Genomic DNA, 16360 nt, shown 5'->3' on the forward strand with positions numbered 1-16360 from the left:
TTATGAGTATCATAGGGAAAGTTGTAGTAATTACAGGAGCTTCTAGCGGTATTGGGGAAGCAACAGCACGCTTGTTAGCTAAAAAAGGTGCCAAAGTGGTGTTGGGCGCGCGTCGAGAGGATAAGCTACAGAAGATTGTCGAATCCATAGTAAACGCTGGTGGTGAAGCGATGTATCTGGTGACCGATGTTGTAAAACAAGAAGATAATGAAAGACTCGTTCAACTTGCGAAAAAACATTTCGGTAAAATAGATGCTATCTTCTTAAATGCAGGAATTATGCCAAATTCACCTCTTTCAGCAATGCAAGTAACGGAATGGAGGCAGTTAGTTGAAGTGAATATCAACGGTGTGCTAAACGGTATCGCAGCAGTACTTCCAACCTTCATTTCACAAAAATCCGGACACATTATCACGACTTCATCTGTTGCCGGTCTAAAAAGCTATCCAGGTGGCGCTGTCTATGGAGCAACAAAATGGGCAGTTCGTAATTTGATGGAAGTTTTGCGAATGGAATCTGCTCAGGAAGGCACAAACATTCGTACAGCAACGCTATATCCAGCCGCAATCAATACCGAATTATTAGAGACTATATCAGATACACGGACTTTAACAACCATGACACAAGAGTATAAAAAATTTGGTATTACGCCAGATCGAGTTGCAAGCGTCGTTGCTTTTGCAATAGAACAACCTGACGATGTCAATATCAATGAATTTACCATATGGCCAACCACTCAATCTTAGTATGTAAAAATAGGCAGGACTGTAACTAGCACTTACAGCCCTGCCTACTTGGGATGAGACTCTACAAATAAGTTGCACACAAAAAGACTTATTTATAAAGCCTACTCTATTTTACCTCATTTTTTCGATTCCGTCAAAAATTTGTCAGAAAATACTTTTTTATTCAAGTTAACTATTATTATAGTCTGAACCGCTTTATTTAATTATTATTTTCTAGGAACGCTTTAATTTCCCGATCGACACTGATATTAGCATGCAGCCAACTATGCTGTGCAAATCGGCCGGTGAACAGCACTTCTCGGTAATCGTTTTTACTAAATAGGAAAGCCGCACTTTTCGCACTATCCACGGCAACTGGTCCATCGCTCCGGCTGCCATCATCCAAGTCCCCAACGATATTCAGCACTTGCAAATTAGCTGGAATCTTAGCTTTGCGCTTCATCATTTCTTGAAAGTAAGCCGATTCTTTTTTCGGTCCAGTAGCGGTTAGATCATACGGTGTTTCCCCATCGCTAGATACTGCGGAACCGTTGAATGGTGTCCCAATCGCGGTGAATTTGTCCACTTTTGGATAGCTGTCCGACTGATAATTGTACTTTTGCAGGAAGTTAACGAACGTCAAACCGCCGTAGGAATGCGCGACAATATCCACTTTTTCAATGCCATAATCGGTTTTTAGCGTGTCCATTGCCTTGGAAAACCACGTAGCATTATTCGGTATAATTGATCGCGGATTTTCAAAATTCACACGAATCATCGGCCGCTTCATGCCTTTATCGTAGACGCCCGAAGCCTCGATATCTCCATTTTCACGAACGAGCAATGTCAACGAGCGCGTCGCAAAATTAGTCGCGCTATAGCGAACCGTCGTTGTGAAAAACGTCCAATTAGAGCCGTCAAAGCCATGAATAAACACAATTGGCTCATCATCCGAACTCGCAGAACTAGAAATATTCAAAGCTTGCTTCACGCGGAAACCTAGCGGATCAAACAGCGTCGTTCGAAAACTCATAAACAAAAGCACCACGACAAGTACTATTGCTCCAATCATCATACCCCGTTTTTTCTTCATGTTCACACTCCATTAACTAGAAAACTAGAGACCACAACCATGATCTCTAGTCCTATTTTATTTCGGCGAGTTTCTTAAGTTACGATGTCTAGCTTCACGAAAAAGATAAAAATATTTGGCTTCTGCTTTCTTTAATTCATATTCCGTTTCCGAATTATAACCAAAACTTTTACGCGCAATGTCTCGATGTTGATTCCATTTTTCTTGGGTAACCTCGATCAATTCTACTAAATACGCGTCATATGATTTATGCATTTTTCCAATCTTTTGCTTCTTTTTACGTGGAGATTTCGCATTTTTGTCGCTTCTTGTTTCCATTTCGCTCACCTCGTTTTTAAATTTCGCGTCGTCCTTCTAGTGCTTTGGATAGCGTCACTTCGTCAGCATACTCTAAATCGCCGCCAACTGGGAGCCCGTGCGCAATTCGCGTCACTTTAATGCCCGACGGTTTCAACAACCTTGAAATATACATCGCCGTCGCTTCGCCCTCCACATTCGGATTCGTCGCCAAAACTACTTCTTGAATCGTATCATCCTGCAGGCGTTTCAGCAAATCAGGAATATTAATATCTTCTGGACCAATCCCATCCATCGGCGAAATCGTACCGTGAAGCACATGATACAAACCGTGGAAATCACGCATTTTTTCCATCGCAATCACGTCCTTCGCTTCCTGAACGACACAAATAATACTGCGATCACGCGACATATCCGCACAAATATAACACGGGTCCTTGTCCGTAATATGTCCACAAACGGAGCAAAAACTCAAATTACGTTTCGCGTCCACAAGCGCCTTCGCAAAATCAAGCACATCTTCTTCTTTCATGTCCAACGTAAAAAAAGCCAGCCGCGCAGCCGTTTTCGGTCCGATCCCTGGCAATTTCATAAAGCTGTCCATCAGTTTAGTTATCGGCTCCGGATAATGCATCTGGGGTTTCCTCCTTGCCTTTCTTTCAATTTATTGGGTAGGCGTCTAAATTCTGCTACCAACAAATCGAGCGAAAGCGCTTGTATTCAGCAGATTCGGTGGAAGCCGGAAGCGGAGCGTACTGGTGTACGTGAGAACCGGAAGTCCGCCGAATCTGCTGAATGCGAGCGCTTGTCGCCGATTTACATTGTATAGGGACTATTTAAATTACATTCCTGGTAGGTTCATACCCTGCGTGAATTTGCCCATTGTGGCTGCTGTTGTGTCTTCTACTTGTTTTAGTGCATCGTTTGTTGCTGCTAAGATTAGGTCTTGTAGCATTTCGATGTCTTCTGGGTCTACTACTTCTTCTTTTACGATGACGTCTGTTACTAGGCGTTTTCCGGTCAATTCAACGGTTACCATGCCGCCGCCTGCTGTTCCTGTGAAGCTTCTTTCTTCTAGTTCTGCTTGTGCTTTTGCCATTTCTTTTTGCATTTTTTGCATTTGTTTCATCATACCTTGCATATTTCCCATTCCACGCATTGTTAAATCTCCTCTTTCTTATCTTAGTTTTTTATTCTTTAATTTCAAGTAAGCCTTCTCCAACTAGTTTCGCAGCTTCACTGATAATTGGATCTTCCGCCGGTTCTGACGGTTTTTCGCCGCCGTCTTCGGATTCGGTGTTGTCCGCATTTTTCAGGAAGTTTTCGCGGATTTCGCCCCATTGATCTTCGGGAATACCGATGAAGCTGTAGTTATTCTTCGTCAGCCGCGAAATGCCGTTCGTTACTGTTTCTACAAAATTGGGATTATCCATCGCCATTTGACAATGAATCTCATGCTTAAATTTTAACACAAAAGTGTCGCTAGAGGCAGCTACAGGCTCTGCTTCATTTAAAAGTGCGGCTTGTGAGGCCATTAGCATCGAAATCAGGTCGCTCCAACAGCTACGAATTAACTGCAAATCTTGCTTTTTCGCAGCGCTTAGTACGGAATTGATCCGGCCTACTGGTGCTTTAAATTGCTTGTTCCCTGAGATGGCTTGCTTCTTGCGCGGTGCAGCCGATTGGGCGTTCGCTCCGTTTCCAGCCGTTGCACCATTCGCGATTTGACGTTTTAGGTCGTTTAATTCTTGCTCTAAACGGTCGACTTTGTTCACGAGTTCGGCAACATCTTGACTTGGCGTGACCGCTGTATTTGGTGTCGCGACAGCAACTGGAGCTCCTCCGCCAACTTGAATCAACTGCACGAGCGCGACTTCAATGTAAATGCCCGGATGATTGGAAAAACGCATTTGTTGTCCTGCGTCATTCAAAATCGTCACGTATTGGTATATTTTATTCGCATCGGCAGACGTCGCTAATGTTTGGAACGCTTCATCGATCAGCGCGCGCTCCATGGCATCCGTTAAATCCGGTGCCTTTTGGAATAGCAACACATCGCGGAAAAAGACGAGCAGGTCTTCCACTAGACGAACTGGGTCTTTTCCTTCTGCAAGTAGTCCGGACAGCTTTTCCAATGCCATTTTTGCGTCGGAGTTGATTACTGCTTGCACGAGTTCGGTGAGCATGCCTTGCGCTACAGAACCGGTGATTTCGAGTGCGTCAGCAACCGTGACTTCTTGCGTGCCGTATGAAATAACTTGGTCCAGCAAACTGAGCGCGTCACGCATCCCGCCTTCTGCCGCGCGGGCCACAATGTCGAGCGCCTTCGCATCATACGCAATTTTTTCCTCTTCTAAAATAAACGCCAAACGCCCAATAATGTCTTGCGTCGTGATTCGTTTGAAATCGAAACGCTGCACCCGCGAAATAATGGTCAGCGGTAACTTATGCGGTTCCGTCGTCGCCAAAATAAAGATGACATGTTTCGGCGGTTCCTCGAGCGTTTTTAAAAGCGCATTGAAAGCACCCGTCGAAAGCATGTGCACCTCATCGATAATGTACACTTTATACTTCGCGATGGTAGGCGCATACTTCACCTTTTCCCGAATATCACGAATTTCCTCGACACCATTATTGGAAGCCGCATCAATCTCGAGAACATCAGGAATCGAACCATCCGTCGTACCCGTACAAATCTCACAATCATTACAAGGCTCGCCGTCCACGCTATTCGGACAGTTAATCGCCTTCGCAAAAATCTTCGCCGCACTCGTTTTACCCGTTCCACGCGGACCAGAAAACAAGTACGCATGAGACGTCTTATTTTGGACGATAGCATTTTTGAGTGTTCGCGTTACATGTTCTTGCCCGACTACATCTTGAAAACTTTGCGGTCGGAAAACACGGTATAGTGCTTGATATGCCATTCTTACTCCTTTCAGCGAAGCGACAAGTACTCATCTTTGTTGGTACTGTTCGAATAAAATGAGTTACAGTACCAATATGCAGAGGAACAAAGTGAGTCTGTAGTCCATCTCCCAGCTTCTCTTCATTCCAATTTTGCTTGTCTGCATTCTGCGTATTCTGTATTTCCATTATAGCTTATAAAAACCTGTTTGATAAGTTCGAGTTAGCCTTCAATTTTCGAGACTAAATCTTTGTGTTGCTGGATTACTAAGGCTTCGATTCCGTCTAGCATCCGGGTAATTCGTTTCTTACGCGTGAATCCTAGCATTCCGCCAACAAGGATATTGTTCCAGCGCGCCATCGATGTTTTTGCTTCCACCGTTTCGTCGTAAATCACTTCACACGTATGCTCAGTGATAGCCTCAATCGTGTAGCTAGTCGTATGCGTATTCACGTGCGTTTTTGTCTGGAATTCGTATACGGAAGGTGGCGTGCATTTCGTAATAATCATGATTGCCTCCGAACCGTTCGCCATTTTGCGCTTGAATTTCAGACCTTCCAACTTCTGCACAAGCGGTTTCTTTCCTGTTGCCGCCTTGACATCATGGACAACCGAATTCATAATCGTATCAAAACACTCTTTTTGCGAGATCGCGAGTTTTTTCGTAATTTTCAATGGTTTAACGCTCCTTCTTCACTTTATTCCGTGGCAACTTCTTCTTTAAAATTATCCCATTTACGCGCTCCTTTTACAAGCATATAAGGAAAGAAAATGAGATTTGTAGTATAATGGGAGAGAAATGGAGGTCATAGCATGGCACAAAAAGCAGATTTCCCAGACTTCGACAACGGCAAACTGGTGAAGAAGAACGATTACACCATCGTACTTCCCGGTGACAAAGAAATTATTTTGCCGACGAAAAAGAAGGCTGACGATGAGAATCCCGAACCAAAAGACACCGAATAACGCAAAAGCTACTGGGACATAACCCAAATAAATCGGCGACAAGCGCTCGCATTCAGGGAGTTTGGCGGACTTCCGGTTCTCACATACACCAGTATGCTCCGCTTCCGGCTTCCACCAAACTTCCTGAATACAAACGCTTTCGCTCGATTTGTGTAAATCATAATTTTTGTCTTACCCCCAAAAAATGAAATGAAGGGTAAGGCGATTTTATCTTGTTTGGAGTTATGTCCCAGCCCCTTTTATTTGATTTTTTTGGAATAGGCTGGTAGTGCAAGGAAATCCTTCATATTGCTGTCCTCAGGATCAAGCCAGTTCCCAAAAACGCTGACATTTACGGTTACTTCCCCGCGATCGTAGTGAAAAATATAATACCAGTCCGTACTCTGCGGATCATTCGTATTTTTCTTTTGGCGGACTTGTTTGTCGTTCTTGTCGTATGTGATGTAGTAATTATCTTCCTCGTGCTTCGGGTTTTCCAAGTATGCTTTCCACTTCGCCATGTCTTTTTTCGTCGTTATAATTCGGCCGTACCCACCACTTTTGAAATCGTAGCTAAGCTCGCTTATATCAATAATGTCGTCGGTTGGAATGCCATATGCCACGATTTTTTCATTGATTGCCGTGCTTGCCTTCGCTTTGTTGGTCGTGAAAATAACGGCTGGGATGGCGATGATGCAAATGACTACCAGAATTGCGATTCCCCATGATTTTTTTGTGAATTTCATCGTTTCGACTCCTCGTGTGGTAAATTCGTGATTAACGCTATGATTCATTATAACACAAGAACGTATCAAAAAAGCGCCCAAATTAGGACGCTTTTCTCTTTGTTAGTAGGTTCCTTTTTCATTAAATCCATTGACAAAAAGCTGAATGTCAGAGAAATAGAAGGCATTCACAAAATCTTCGTTCTGTATTGCGAAATCGTACTTGCCTTCTAGATTGGGACTGCTATTGGAATGCGGATTCCATTCCACGCTCTGTTCTATGGAAAAGAATGTGTAAGGCTCGCCCGCAAATGCTTGGCTGTTTACCTTGATGCCTGCTTTAGCGGCTTCGTCTGTTGTTAGCTTTTTCAACTTCTGAGCAGGTATCGATTTCACACCTTCCACGACCATGTTTTCAATAGAGATTGGTAATAGAATAGTGTAGTAGTAAGGGGTTGTGATGGTTTGGAATTCATCGTAAACGGTGTCCTTCATTGCTAGGATAACGCTAAAATCCCCCTTGGTAGCTGTCATTGTTTTTGTAAACTTCGTTAGGATGATATTATCGATGTCTATCTTGTCTTGCATGTCATCGATAGTTATTGCTTTTTCTGGTGGTTTTGATCGCTGTTCTTCGCTGGTTTCAGAGCATCCTGTGATGATGGTGAGAGTGAGGATTAGTATTGTGACTAGTATTTTTCTGTATTTCATTGTTAAAACTCCGTCATGGATGAGTATGCTGAATATGTCCAATTACCGTTGATTGCTTTTTTAGACTGGACGTTTCCTCTAGAATAGGTAACAATGTATCCTGCTGTTGAAAATTTCTGTGAACCATATGCTAGATTAGCATTTTTCTTTGGCGGGATAGCAAAAGTAACTGTAGTACTCTCTTTTACCGTTTTCCCTACACCGACCTCAGCGGAAACTTTAACACCCGTCTTCATTAAGCCGAACTCTGCCGCAGTAGATACACTACCTTTCACATACTTCTCCCGTGATACATTGTATTTTACCGTTTGCGTTGTGGATGATGCTTTATTATATGCAGTATGTTGCCACGTTGGTTGCTTACTAATCGTTTTAGAATAATATTCATACTGCTTACCATCAAACGCTATATATGTGGCTTTCATATTCCCTGTTGCTTGCACAGGCACTGCAATACCAAAAGCTAAGATGGTTACTAAAGCCAATATACTCATTTTTTGTATATCCTTAAAAAAGTACCCTTTTCTCTGTTGCATTTTTATTCCTCCATTTTTATATTTTTAGTTTTCTGATATTTATATATATAATATCTTTATTTGAAGATATTATCAATGATTAACCACCACATTTTGTGTTAAATAATCAATCATACCCAAATTGACTGTTTATTTAAGCTTACAAAAAGTTTAATTATTAATGATAAAAATACACTTCAAGGTATTTCTAGTCTATCCAACTAAAGAATTACTGCGTATCACTACGCCTCAAAGTCATACCAAATAAATCTTGTATTTGCCCGCTTATTTTGATACAATAACCTAGAACGACATCATATGAAAAGGGGTTATAAAATGCTTAAAAAACTACTCATTATGCTCACTGTGTTCCTACTTGTCTGCTTACCACTGTCTCAAGTGAAAGCGGTAACAGAGACATCTATTCCTTCACCCACATTACTGAAGGCGCAAGAGGTTCACAATGATACATTCCCGGCTAAAGAAAGTGAAGCATGGTACAAAATTGTTGCACCTGCAACCAAAGATTCTGGTCACACACATTTTAAGGTAACGTTAACTAGTAAACAAATACTATCGATGGCGATATATCCAAGTAAGGATCAAGCCTTAGATGACGAAACATTCTTTAATTATCGCGTGGGTACTGGCGAAAAAAACACGGTAAGCGTTAACTTCCCAGATGCATGGAATGGCGAATACTGGTTGAAAGTTTCCTACATACCAGAAGAGGATCCTTCGACAGTGGTTGCGCCGTATTCGCTTAAATATGAAGAAGTGTTCTTACCACCGAATTATCCTGCTGAACAAGACGCGAATTGTGCTGCGGAAACAGCCCTAGCTGGCAAAGATGGTGCGGCAGATATTCTAAAAGATGCACGGTCGATTCGCGATGGTTTGCTGGCAAGTTCTGATGCTGGTAAAGACATTTCTAAACTCTACTACAAAGCTTCTCCATTTTTAGTGAAAGAATTCTTGCTAAATAGCAGTGCACGAACAACTGTCTACAATAATTTAAAAGTTTTACGCCCAGTTATTAAAGCCGCTGCAGAAAAACGTGAATATACGATTTCAAAAGAAGAAGCGAAAGCGTTCAATACGATCTCAAGCCTCATCAAAGACACAGTTCCTACTTCTCTTGCCAACCAAATCACGGCATTAGAAAATAAGATTGATAGCCAAAACATGTCTGGTAGCAGTTTGAGCAGTATTTTTGGCAGCTTAGATATCTCGACAACGTTTGCGAAATCAGGTACAAGTAAGTTTATCGTTAAGTTGAAACCGAATGCTTCCGCGAAAAGCCTTGTGAAAAAAGCGAGTGCTTACAGTATGGAGACGACAGAACTTGATGATTCAGCGTCTACAGCGATGGACGACTTCTACACTGTTTATCAACCGACGTCTGATAATTCTCTGAAAAGCTTCAGCAAAAGTGAGGCTAATACGCGTAAACAAGCGATTGATAGTCTTCCTGATGTAGAATATGTGGAAGAAGTCACGACTTATACGAAAACAAATGGTACGTACGACGCTTACCAATGGGCGATTAACAAAAATTCTGTCTTGAAAGATGCCGCCAATGTCGATATTCAGCAAGATGATTTTTGGAAAGCAACGGCGAGTCAGAAATTAGCGGCAGTTAAAGTTGCTGTCGTAGATACTGGTGTTGATAGCCGTTTGAAAGAGCTTCAAGGCAGAGTTGATAACAATAATGCTAAGAATTTTGTTGATCCAAATGGTGAAGGTTCGGCGATGGACGATAACAATCATGGTACGCATGTTGCCGGTGTTATCGCAGCGAATGCCGACAATAATTTAGGCATGAAAGGTATGGCAAAAAACGCAACTATTTTGCCAGTAAAAGTCTTGAATGCCGATGGGGATGGTGATACGGATGCGGTTGCTCGCGGGATTCAATATGCGATTGATCAAAAAGTCGATGTCATCAATCTGAGCCTTGGTGGATCGTATAGCCGTACGCTTGAATATGTGCTGAAAAACGCTGATGCAAAAGGAATCACAGTGGTTGCAGCGAGTGGTAATGACGGTATGGAGGAGATTTCCTATCCTGCTTATTCTAAATACACGATTGCAGTCGGCGCAACGAATCCATTTGGCATTGTAGCTGATTATTCCAACTACGGACGCGAGCTAGATGTCGTAGCACCAGGAAGTAAAATTGCCAGCACAATTCCTGATGGAAATATCGCTTACATGGACGGTACAAGTATGGCGACACCTCACGTTGTAGCCCTTGTTAGTCTTCTAAAAGGTCAAAATAAAGCCTTGAAACCTGCTGAAATACGCCAAATTTTGCGTACAACAACGAACCCGCTTGCGTTTTCAGGCGAAGAGAATAAATACGCCGAAGAAGACGAGGTTATGTATGACGAATACGGCGAAGTAATCCCAGCGCTACCATTACCAGCATTTTTCGATATCGAATCTGGATACGGTAAAATCAACGTTTGGCATGCCCTATCGAAAAACGTGATTAAGGCGCAACCAGCAATACTTTATGACAACACTAATTATGCCACAGGAAAAGTCCCAGCAAACACCGAAGTGAAAGTTTTCCAAGGCACGAAGAAAATCGGTGAAGGGAAAGCCGCGGCGAATGGCCAATATAAAGTCTGGATTCCATTGCAAAAAGCTGGCAACAAGCTAACGCTGACTTTCAAAAACGGTACCAACGAAACAAAAGCACGCATCATTGTCGCAAAAGGCGTTGCACCAGCAGCTCCGAAAGTAACGACATTCACAGATAAAGACACGCAAATCAAAGGACAGACGGTAGAATCCGCCAAAGTTGTCGTGAAAAACAGCAAAAATCAAGTGGTTGCGACTGGAAATGCAACGACAACTGGCGCATTCAACCTACGAATCGCCAAACAACCCGCAAACACTAAGTTAAGTGTCCAAGTCACAGATATCGCGAAACGTGTGAGTAAGGCTACAGTCATCACAGTAAAAGACGTGACTCCGCCAAAAGCACCAACAGTCAACACGATTAAGAGCACTGCAACAACCGTTACTGGCACAGGTGAAAAAGGCGCGACAGTATGCGTTTACTTCCAGACGAAATTACTCGGCTCAGCAAAAGTCGATGCGAAAGGCAAATACAGCGTCAAAATACCGAAGCAGAAAGTCGGAACTGGTCTTTCTATTAAGCAATTTGATGCCGCGAATAATGTGAGTCCTGTTGTGAATAAAAAAGTGGTTAAATAACGATGTCCGTTTTAAAATATCCAATTTTTGTCCTATTGCTTGTCAGTCTGATTTTCAATATATCGTGTTCGAATGACGATAGCGCTCCTAGTAAAACTCCTACCGTAGAAAAAGCTGTATCGATCGACGATATGCAGAATAAGATTGATGTTAATGACATGACTCTAGCAAAATTCACAAAGAAAGTTACAGGCAATAGCGGGCATCTAACTGTGATATTAGGCATCAAAAGTACGACTTATGATACATTGGGAACCGTTACTGAGCCCAATTATTATACATTCCTATTACCAGAGAACATGGCAGCAAGTGTCAAACCAGTTCCTGCTGACCGTGTTGTGGTATTGGACGACGATGCTATCACAAAAAATGGAATCAACGTGAATAGTTTTTCTTTTGCCGGTGAGCGCTATACTTTCTTAGAGATAGAGCAATCTGTTGTGTGGGACGCTAATTCAGATATTCCGCATAACTTGGATGGCGTATACCACTTCGCAATTCAAAATAAAAACTATGCAAACACCTTTTACTTCCATGATGTGCAGACTTTTGTGACTGCTTTTGAACAAGAAGATTCCTATCAGAATAACGAAAGAAGCGCCAAACCATCAGGGGTCAGCGCTTCTTTTTCGTTATTTATTTCTCTAACTCGACTACTCGATATTTCTTAAAATTAACCACCGTACGCACTGGTGCATTGTGCTCTTTTTGCAAATCTTCGTCAATCGCTACGATCGCTGAGTTGATCAGCATTTTTTCGATTCGGCCGAAGTATAGTTTATCTTCGCGTTCCCACGTCACGTAATCCTCTATTTCCCCTTGTATCTCGGGGTTCAACTTTGGAGCTTTCCGCAGTTCTAGTAAATTCACACCTTGATTTTCTACTGGCATTTCATTCACCTCTTTTATCTAGTATAGCGTATGTTGGGGGAATTAGATAGGTTGGGCTATTACTACTCGTTGTTTGGAGGTGGTCGAACAACTACTGGCGGATTACTTGCTCGCTTCGCTCTCATGCATATTGGAGGCGTAACTCACTTCGTTCGAACGCCTCCAACAAAAAGCCTCCTCTCAATGAAGAAAGAAGGCTTGTATCGTTTTAAATTATAATGCCATGCACCTTATTCCGGCGATGTATCCATCTGCGTTACCTTTGCAGTTAGCTCAGCCCAGGCTACCTCGCGGCACATGGAAAGCACTGATTAATGCTGCTTCCTTCCGGACCTGACATGGTTCACAGGTTCCCATTGCGCAAGACCCAAACGTCAACACCACTTACAAAGGGCTGACCAAACAGGTACAAAGCCTCGATAAGGAATTCAACCCCACTAGAGCGGATTGTGGGTTACAGGGCTCCGCTACGTCCCCATCTAGCATGACAAATTAGCTGCCATTTCAAAAACGGCTCACTTATAAATATACCTTTCTTTCATGGAAAAGGCAAGCAAGAACTTGATTTATATGTGGTTTTTATGTTTCTTTTTTTAAGGGCAGTCGGATTGTGATGGCGTCATAGGCTGGAATTATAAAGTCTTGGTTTGTGATGGGTTCTTCTAGGGCATTTACCAGCGTTATGTTGCCTTTTGTTAGGTGTGATGGATCGATTTTTTGTGGTGTGTTGGTTGGGTTTTCGATCCGAATGATGTATTTGTCTGCCTCGTAATAGGACGGGTGACAGGCGGAAACAAGGTAGGATTTTGGTATGTCGCTTAGTTGTAAGGTGCGTTTTAAGCCTCGTTTCTGTTCTGTTTTTTGGATTTTATTGTCCAAGCGGTGCAGGAAATAATTGTAGGCTTGGCGTTGATAGGAAACCGTTGTTTGGTTGAATTGTCTGCTGTGTTGGGCGGTTTCGTGTTCGTCGAAGCTTCGTGAATCTAGGCAGATGGCTAGTGAGAATGTGTGGTGACCGATTAGTTGGGCGCTTTCTGCTGGAATCAGGACGTGGCCTTTTTTCGTCGTGTCGCCTGATGCACGGCCTGGACGGTAGGCGAGATTTGGTTTGCCGAGTTGGCCTGTCGTTGCAAGTAGGGTTAGCGCTAATTGGTCGCCGGATTGTTGGTATTCTTTGATGCCTCGCGTGAAGATTGTGCAACTCTTGGTCTCGTTTGTTAGCGTCACGCTTTGTTCGAGTGGTTCGATATCGACGGGCATTTCGCTGTATGTGTCTTGCCAATTCGCTGGGACGCCGGGCTTTCTCTCGATGTAGCCGAACGGGAGGGAGGCGATATTCGTGTCGGTTTTCACGTCGGTATTGATTTTCAGGCGTAGACGATGACTCTGGATTTGGTTGTTCACTTCTAGGTTGCAATGAAGCAATGCGCTATCGTGATGCAATTCCAAGGTCATTTTTACAGAGAGGTCGCCTTGTTTGCCGTTTTGGGTCAGTCGGTCTTCTAGGTCAAATGGCAATGCGTGGTCGCCGGTCAAAATTAGGCGCTCGACTTGGCTGGATTTCTCTGTTGTTGCTTTTGTGAATCGAAAATCGCGCGGGGCATCGTTTGCTAATGGTGAAAAATCATAGGTGTCGCCTGCGTTTGCGTCGTCTTCTAGTTCGATAAAAGTGGGATGCTTCTCGCCGGTTGCTGTTTCCAGATGAATGGCGCCGTCTTGGAATCCAATTTTGTAGAATGGATTGCTTATCGAGACATCCGTCATCGCGGTCATTTCTTCGAGCGCTTTTTCGCTGTTTTCAAAAGTCAGGACGCGGTAGCCAAGGCCGGGAATCTCGATTTTGAGTCTCACTTGCAAAACGTAGTATCCAGGCTCTTCGATAAAGCGATTCCCAGCTGGCGTTTCCTCCAGAACGTCCTCTCGCGATTCGATGTATTCTGATTGAACAATCGTCGCGTCTGGGCATTCTGGAAAGTTGATTTGCTTGTTTTTCGTGATAACTTGGACTTCTTTGTAGCCGTTAAACGTTGCCAATTCCGTGTTGAAAATCAGGATTTCATTGGCCTCAAGCTGTAGGTCGTCGGCGATTTTTTTCACAATCGTGTTTTCGATACTGTCGCACAATTCGTCGGCTTCCTTCATTCGATGCATGATATCTTCCGCAACCGGATCGGAAACGCATCCCGCCAAGCTATCGTGCGCCTGACCTTCGAGTAGTTTTTTCCACGTGTGCATCAGCAAGCGTTCACTGATTGGGATTCCCGATGCTTTCGCGATGACGAGTAGCGGTTCGATGCGTGTCAGTAATTTTTGCTCCAATTCGGCGCTTTTCAACTTGATGTTCATGCGACTGGAACCGATTGTTTTGTGCACGCGAGCCAAAACCGGGCTTCTGAATTCGCCACGATATTCCTCCAAATCTGGCAACGTTTTGGCGTACGCGATGAAATCTTGATACGTGCTCAACTCGTAGGAATGGCGCCCCATCTTGTTTATCTCCGCCAGTTTCTCCGCAAAATTTGTAATGATGTTCAGCTGGTCATTTCCCGATGGAATCAGAACTTCTTGCGTGGCGCTGTATTTCGCGATAAAATCAATCGCCGGATCGAGACGCCCATCCACATACGCCGTCGTCGGCTCGAGCAACATCCCAGTTCCATATCCTTGCGGCATATTAATCGCGTAAATCTGCGCCGCATCGCCCAATCCGCTCCATTTAAAATAGGTGGACTGAACGTGTTCGCCGAGATGAATCCCGCGCCAAAAAATGATATTATCAAATCCAGCCTGACTAAGTAGCGTCGGCATCTGCGCGTTAAAGCCAAATGTATCCGGCAAATACCCAATTTCCATGTAATCGCCGTACTTTTTACTATCAAAAATTCCAATCATCGCGTTCCTCAAAATCGATTCGCCGTGCGCGAAAAACGCGTCTGTTTGTGTGAACCACGGTCCAATAAATAACTGTTTATCCGCGATCAATTTTTTTATGTCGTCCATTTTTTCAGGATATAACGCGACATAATCGTCCAAAATCGATAATTGTCCGTCCAACACGAAATTTGCCTCTGGATGCGCCTGTAGTTCCTCGATAACCTCTGTAAAAAGTTGTTCGCTTAACACTAACGCATCGGCGGACGTGAAATACCATTCCCGATCCCAATGCGTGTGATTCACAATGTGTGCTTTAACCATAATTACCTCCGTTTTTTAAGCTTCCCATTCTGCTTCATCAAAATCATCTTCTTCGACGGTATACGATTCTTCCTGACCTGCGCTATCTTTCCGCAAAGCGACCGACATCCCTGCTACGACAAGCGTTCCAACTGCGATGGCTAAAATGTAAAACCACCAATTTTGCACGGTGAACCAGCCATAAAAACCGCTGATTGGTGCTTGGTTAATCGCGCCAAGTCCTACTGCGAGCGCGCCTCCAATTGCCGAACCAAGCACAGTTGCCGGAATGACTTTTAGCGGAGATTCTACGGCGAACGGAATCGCGCCTTCGCTGATACCAACGAGTCCCATAATCAGCGAGGATTTCCCAGCTTCACGCATTTCGGTGTTGTATTTTCGTTTTGCGATCAATGTTGCAAGTCCTAAGCCTAGTGGTGGAATGATGATCGCGACTTGCGCGGCTGTGTTCGGAGCGTAAATGCCACTCGTCAACAGGGCCATCGCGGTCGTAACTGCGGCCTTATTTACCGGTCCACCTAAGTCAAATCCAACCATCGCCCCAATAATTGCCGCCATCAAAATTTGGTTCGTTCCTGACATGCCGTTCAACCAAGATTCAAGCGCTTTATTCAAGTCAGCAAACGGAATTCCGACAACATAATTTATAATGAGTACAGTAATCAATGTTCCGAATACTGGCACTAAAAAGACGGGCACAATCGATGCTGCCGATTTTGGTAATTTGACATATTTTTTAATCAAAAGACATGCGTAACCTGCGATCAAACCTGCCGCAAGCGCGCCGAGGAACCCAGCACCAATATCGCGAGCCAGCAAACCGCCGACAAGTCCTGGTGCAATTCCCAGTTTATCCGAAATCGAATAGGCGATAAACGCTGCAATGACAGGGAACATCATGCCGAGCGCCAAGCCACCGAAGCCATCTAAACTATGCAGTAGCGAAATAATACCGTTCGCACTATCCGCATATTTCGCGTCCCAAATATTCGTAATCCCGTAAAAAGAACCACCAACACGCGCAATCGCCATGATCACCGCACCCGCAATAACGAGTGGAATCATATATGAAATACCTGTTAAAACATGTTTTTTAAGCTCGCTCCCAATTTTTCTAAACATATTCG

The 16360-nt window shown here is 43.7% G+C and carries 16 protein-coding genes and 1 other RNA gene; 4 read left to right on the plus strand and 13 right to left on the minus strand.

From position 1 onward, the window contains the following. Positions 1-2 precede the first annotated feature (2 nt). Positions 3-746: an SDR family oxidoreductase gene (locus tag DUK53_RS10870; RefSeq protein WP_036090165.1), complete on the plus strand. Its 744-nt coding sequence runs from the start codon at positions 3-5 to the stop codon at positions 744-746. A gap of 199 nt (positions 747-945) precedes the next feature. On the opposite strand, the gene DUK53_RS10875 is transcribed toward DUK53_RS10870, so the two are convergent. From DUK53_RS10875 to DUK53_RS10900, 6 genes are all read right to left on the minus strand, one after another. Next, on the minus strand, positions 946-1818 hold the full coding sequence (locus DUK53_RS10875; protein ID WP_052164922.1) for an alpha/beta hydrolase: 873 nt from the start codon (positions 1816-1818) through the stop codon (positions 946-948). Positions 1819-1875: 57 nt separating this feature from the next. Beyond that, positions 1876-2136 carry a YaaL family protein gene (locus tag DUK53_RS10880; protein WP_036090167.1) on the minus strand — a complete coding sequence of 87 codons (261 nt, stop codon included), beginning with the start codon at positions 2134-2136 and terminating at the stop codon, positions 1876-1878. A 16-nt stretch (positions 2137-2152) separates the two neighbouring features. Then, the gene (gene recR / locus DUK53_RS10885; RefSeq protein ID WP_036090170.1) at positions 2153-2749 is read right to left on the minus strand and encodes a recombination mediator RecR; all 597 of its coding nucleotides are present in this window, start codon (positions 2747-2749) and stop codon (positions 2153-2155) included. A gap of 207 nt (positions 2750-2956) precedes the next feature. Then, positions 2957-3274 carry a YbaB/EbfC family nucleoid-associated protein gene (locus tag DUK53_RS10890; RefSeq protein WP_036131984.1) on the minus strand — a complete coding sequence of 106 codons (318 nt, stop codon included), beginning with the start codon at positions 3272-3274 and terminating at the stop codon, positions 2957-2959. Between the two features lie 31 nt (positions 3275-3305). After that, a complete protein-coding gene (dnaX, locus tag DUK53_RS10895) occupies positions 3306-5042 on the minus strand; it encodes a DNA polymerase III subunit gamma/tau (RefSeq protein ID WP_036131986.1) in 1737 nt (578 codons plus the stop codon). A 203-nt stretch (positions 5043-5245) separates the two neighbouring features. After that, the gene (locus DUK53_RS10900; protein ID WP_036090175.1) at positions 5246-5698 is read right to left on the minus strand and encodes a DUF3284 domain-containing protein; all 453 of its coding nucleotides are present in this window, start codon (positions 5696-5698) and stop codon (positions 5246-5248) included. A gap of 138 nt (positions 5699-5836) precedes the next feature. On the opposite strand from DUK53_RS10900, the gene DUK53_RS17510 reads away from it, so the two are divergent. After that, positions 5837-5989: a hypothetical protein gene (locus DUK53_RS17510; protein ID WP_156110597.1), complete on the plus strand. Its 153-nt coding sequence runs from the start codon at positions 5837-5839 to the stop codon at positions 5987-5989. A 239-nt stretch (positions 5990-6228) separates the two neighbouring features. On the opposite strand, the gene DUK53_RS10905 is transcribed toward DUK53_RS17510, so the two are convergent. The 3 genes from DUK53_RS10905 to DUK53_RS10915 all read right to left on the minus strand — a co-directional run bounded on the left by DUK53_RS10905 (position 6229) and on the right by DUK53_RS10915 (position 7940). Further along, positions 6229-6714, minus strand: a complete 486-nt coding sequence (locus DUK53_RS10905) for a hypothetical protein (RefSeq protein WP_036090176.1) — start codon at positions 6712-6714, stop codon at positions 6229-6231. A 102-nt stretch (positions 6715-6816) separates the two neighbouring features. Next, the gene (locus tag DUK53_RS10910) at positions 6817-7404 is read right to left on the minus strand and encodes a hypothetical protein (protein WP_036131988.1); all 588 of its coding nucleotides are present in this window, start codon (positions 7402-7404) and stop codon (positions 6817-6819) included. Between the two features lie 2 nt (positions 7405-7406). Further along, positions 7407-7940 (minus strand): hypothetical protein, encoded by a 534-nt coding sequence (locus DUK53_RS10915; protein ID WP_052164923.1) that lies wholly within the window; start codon positions 7938-7940, stop codon positions 7407-7409. Positions 7941-8255: 315 nt separating this feature from the next. Between DUK53_RS10915 and DUK53_RS10920 the strand changes: the two genes are divergently transcribed. Beyond that, complete coding sequence (locus DUK53_RS10920; RefSeq protein WP_052164924.1) at positions 8256-11147, plus strand: S8 family peptidase; 2892 nt, start codon at positions 8256-8258, stop codon at positions 11145-11147. A 2-nt stretch (positions 11148-11149) separates the two neighbouring features. Continuing rightward, positions 11150-11818 (plus strand): hypothetical protein, encoded by a 669-nt coding sequence (locus tag DUK53_RS10925; protein WP_036131989.1) that lies wholly within the window; start codon positions 11150-11152, stop codon positions 11816-11818. Here the strand turns inward: DUK53_RS10925 and DUK53_RS10930 are convergent. The 4 genes from DUK53_RS10930 to DUK53_RS10945 all read right to left on the minus strand — a co-directional run bounded on the left by DUK53_RS10930 (position 11784) and on the right by DUK53_RS10945 (position 16355). Further along, positions 11784-12038 (minus strand): DUF2187 domain-containing protein, encoded by a 255-nt coding sequence (locus DUK53_RS10930; protein ID WP_036090183.1) that lies wholly within the window; start codon positions 12036-12038, stop codon positions 11784-11786. The genes DUK53_RS10925 and DUK53_RS10930 overlap by 35 nt on opposite strands. Before the next feature lie 221 nt (positions 12039-12259). Then, an RNA gene (gene ffs, locus DUK53_RS10935) (signal recognition particle sRNA large type) lies at positions 12260-12526 on the minus strand. Between the two features lie 91 nt (positions 12527-12617). After that, positions 12618-15233 (minus strand): alpha-mannosidase, encoded by a 2616-nt coding sequence (locus DUK53_RS10940; protein WP_036131992.1) that lies wholly within the window; start codon positions 15231-15233, stop codon positions 12618-12620. Positions 15234-15248: 15 nt separating this feature from the next. Beyond that, complete coding sequence (locus DUK53_RS10945) at positions 15249-16355, minus strand: PTS fructose transporter subunit IIC (RefSeq protein WP_036090213.1); 1107 nt, start codon at positions 16353-16355, stop codon at positions 15249-15251. Positions 16356-16360 lie beyond the last annotated feature (5 nt).

Origin of the sequence: Listeria sp. SHR_NRA_18, from assembly GCF_003856515.1 — a bacterium.
Classification (GTDB): Bacteria; Bacillota; Bacilli; order Lactobacillales; family Listeriaceae; genus Listeria_A; species Listeria_A newyorkensis.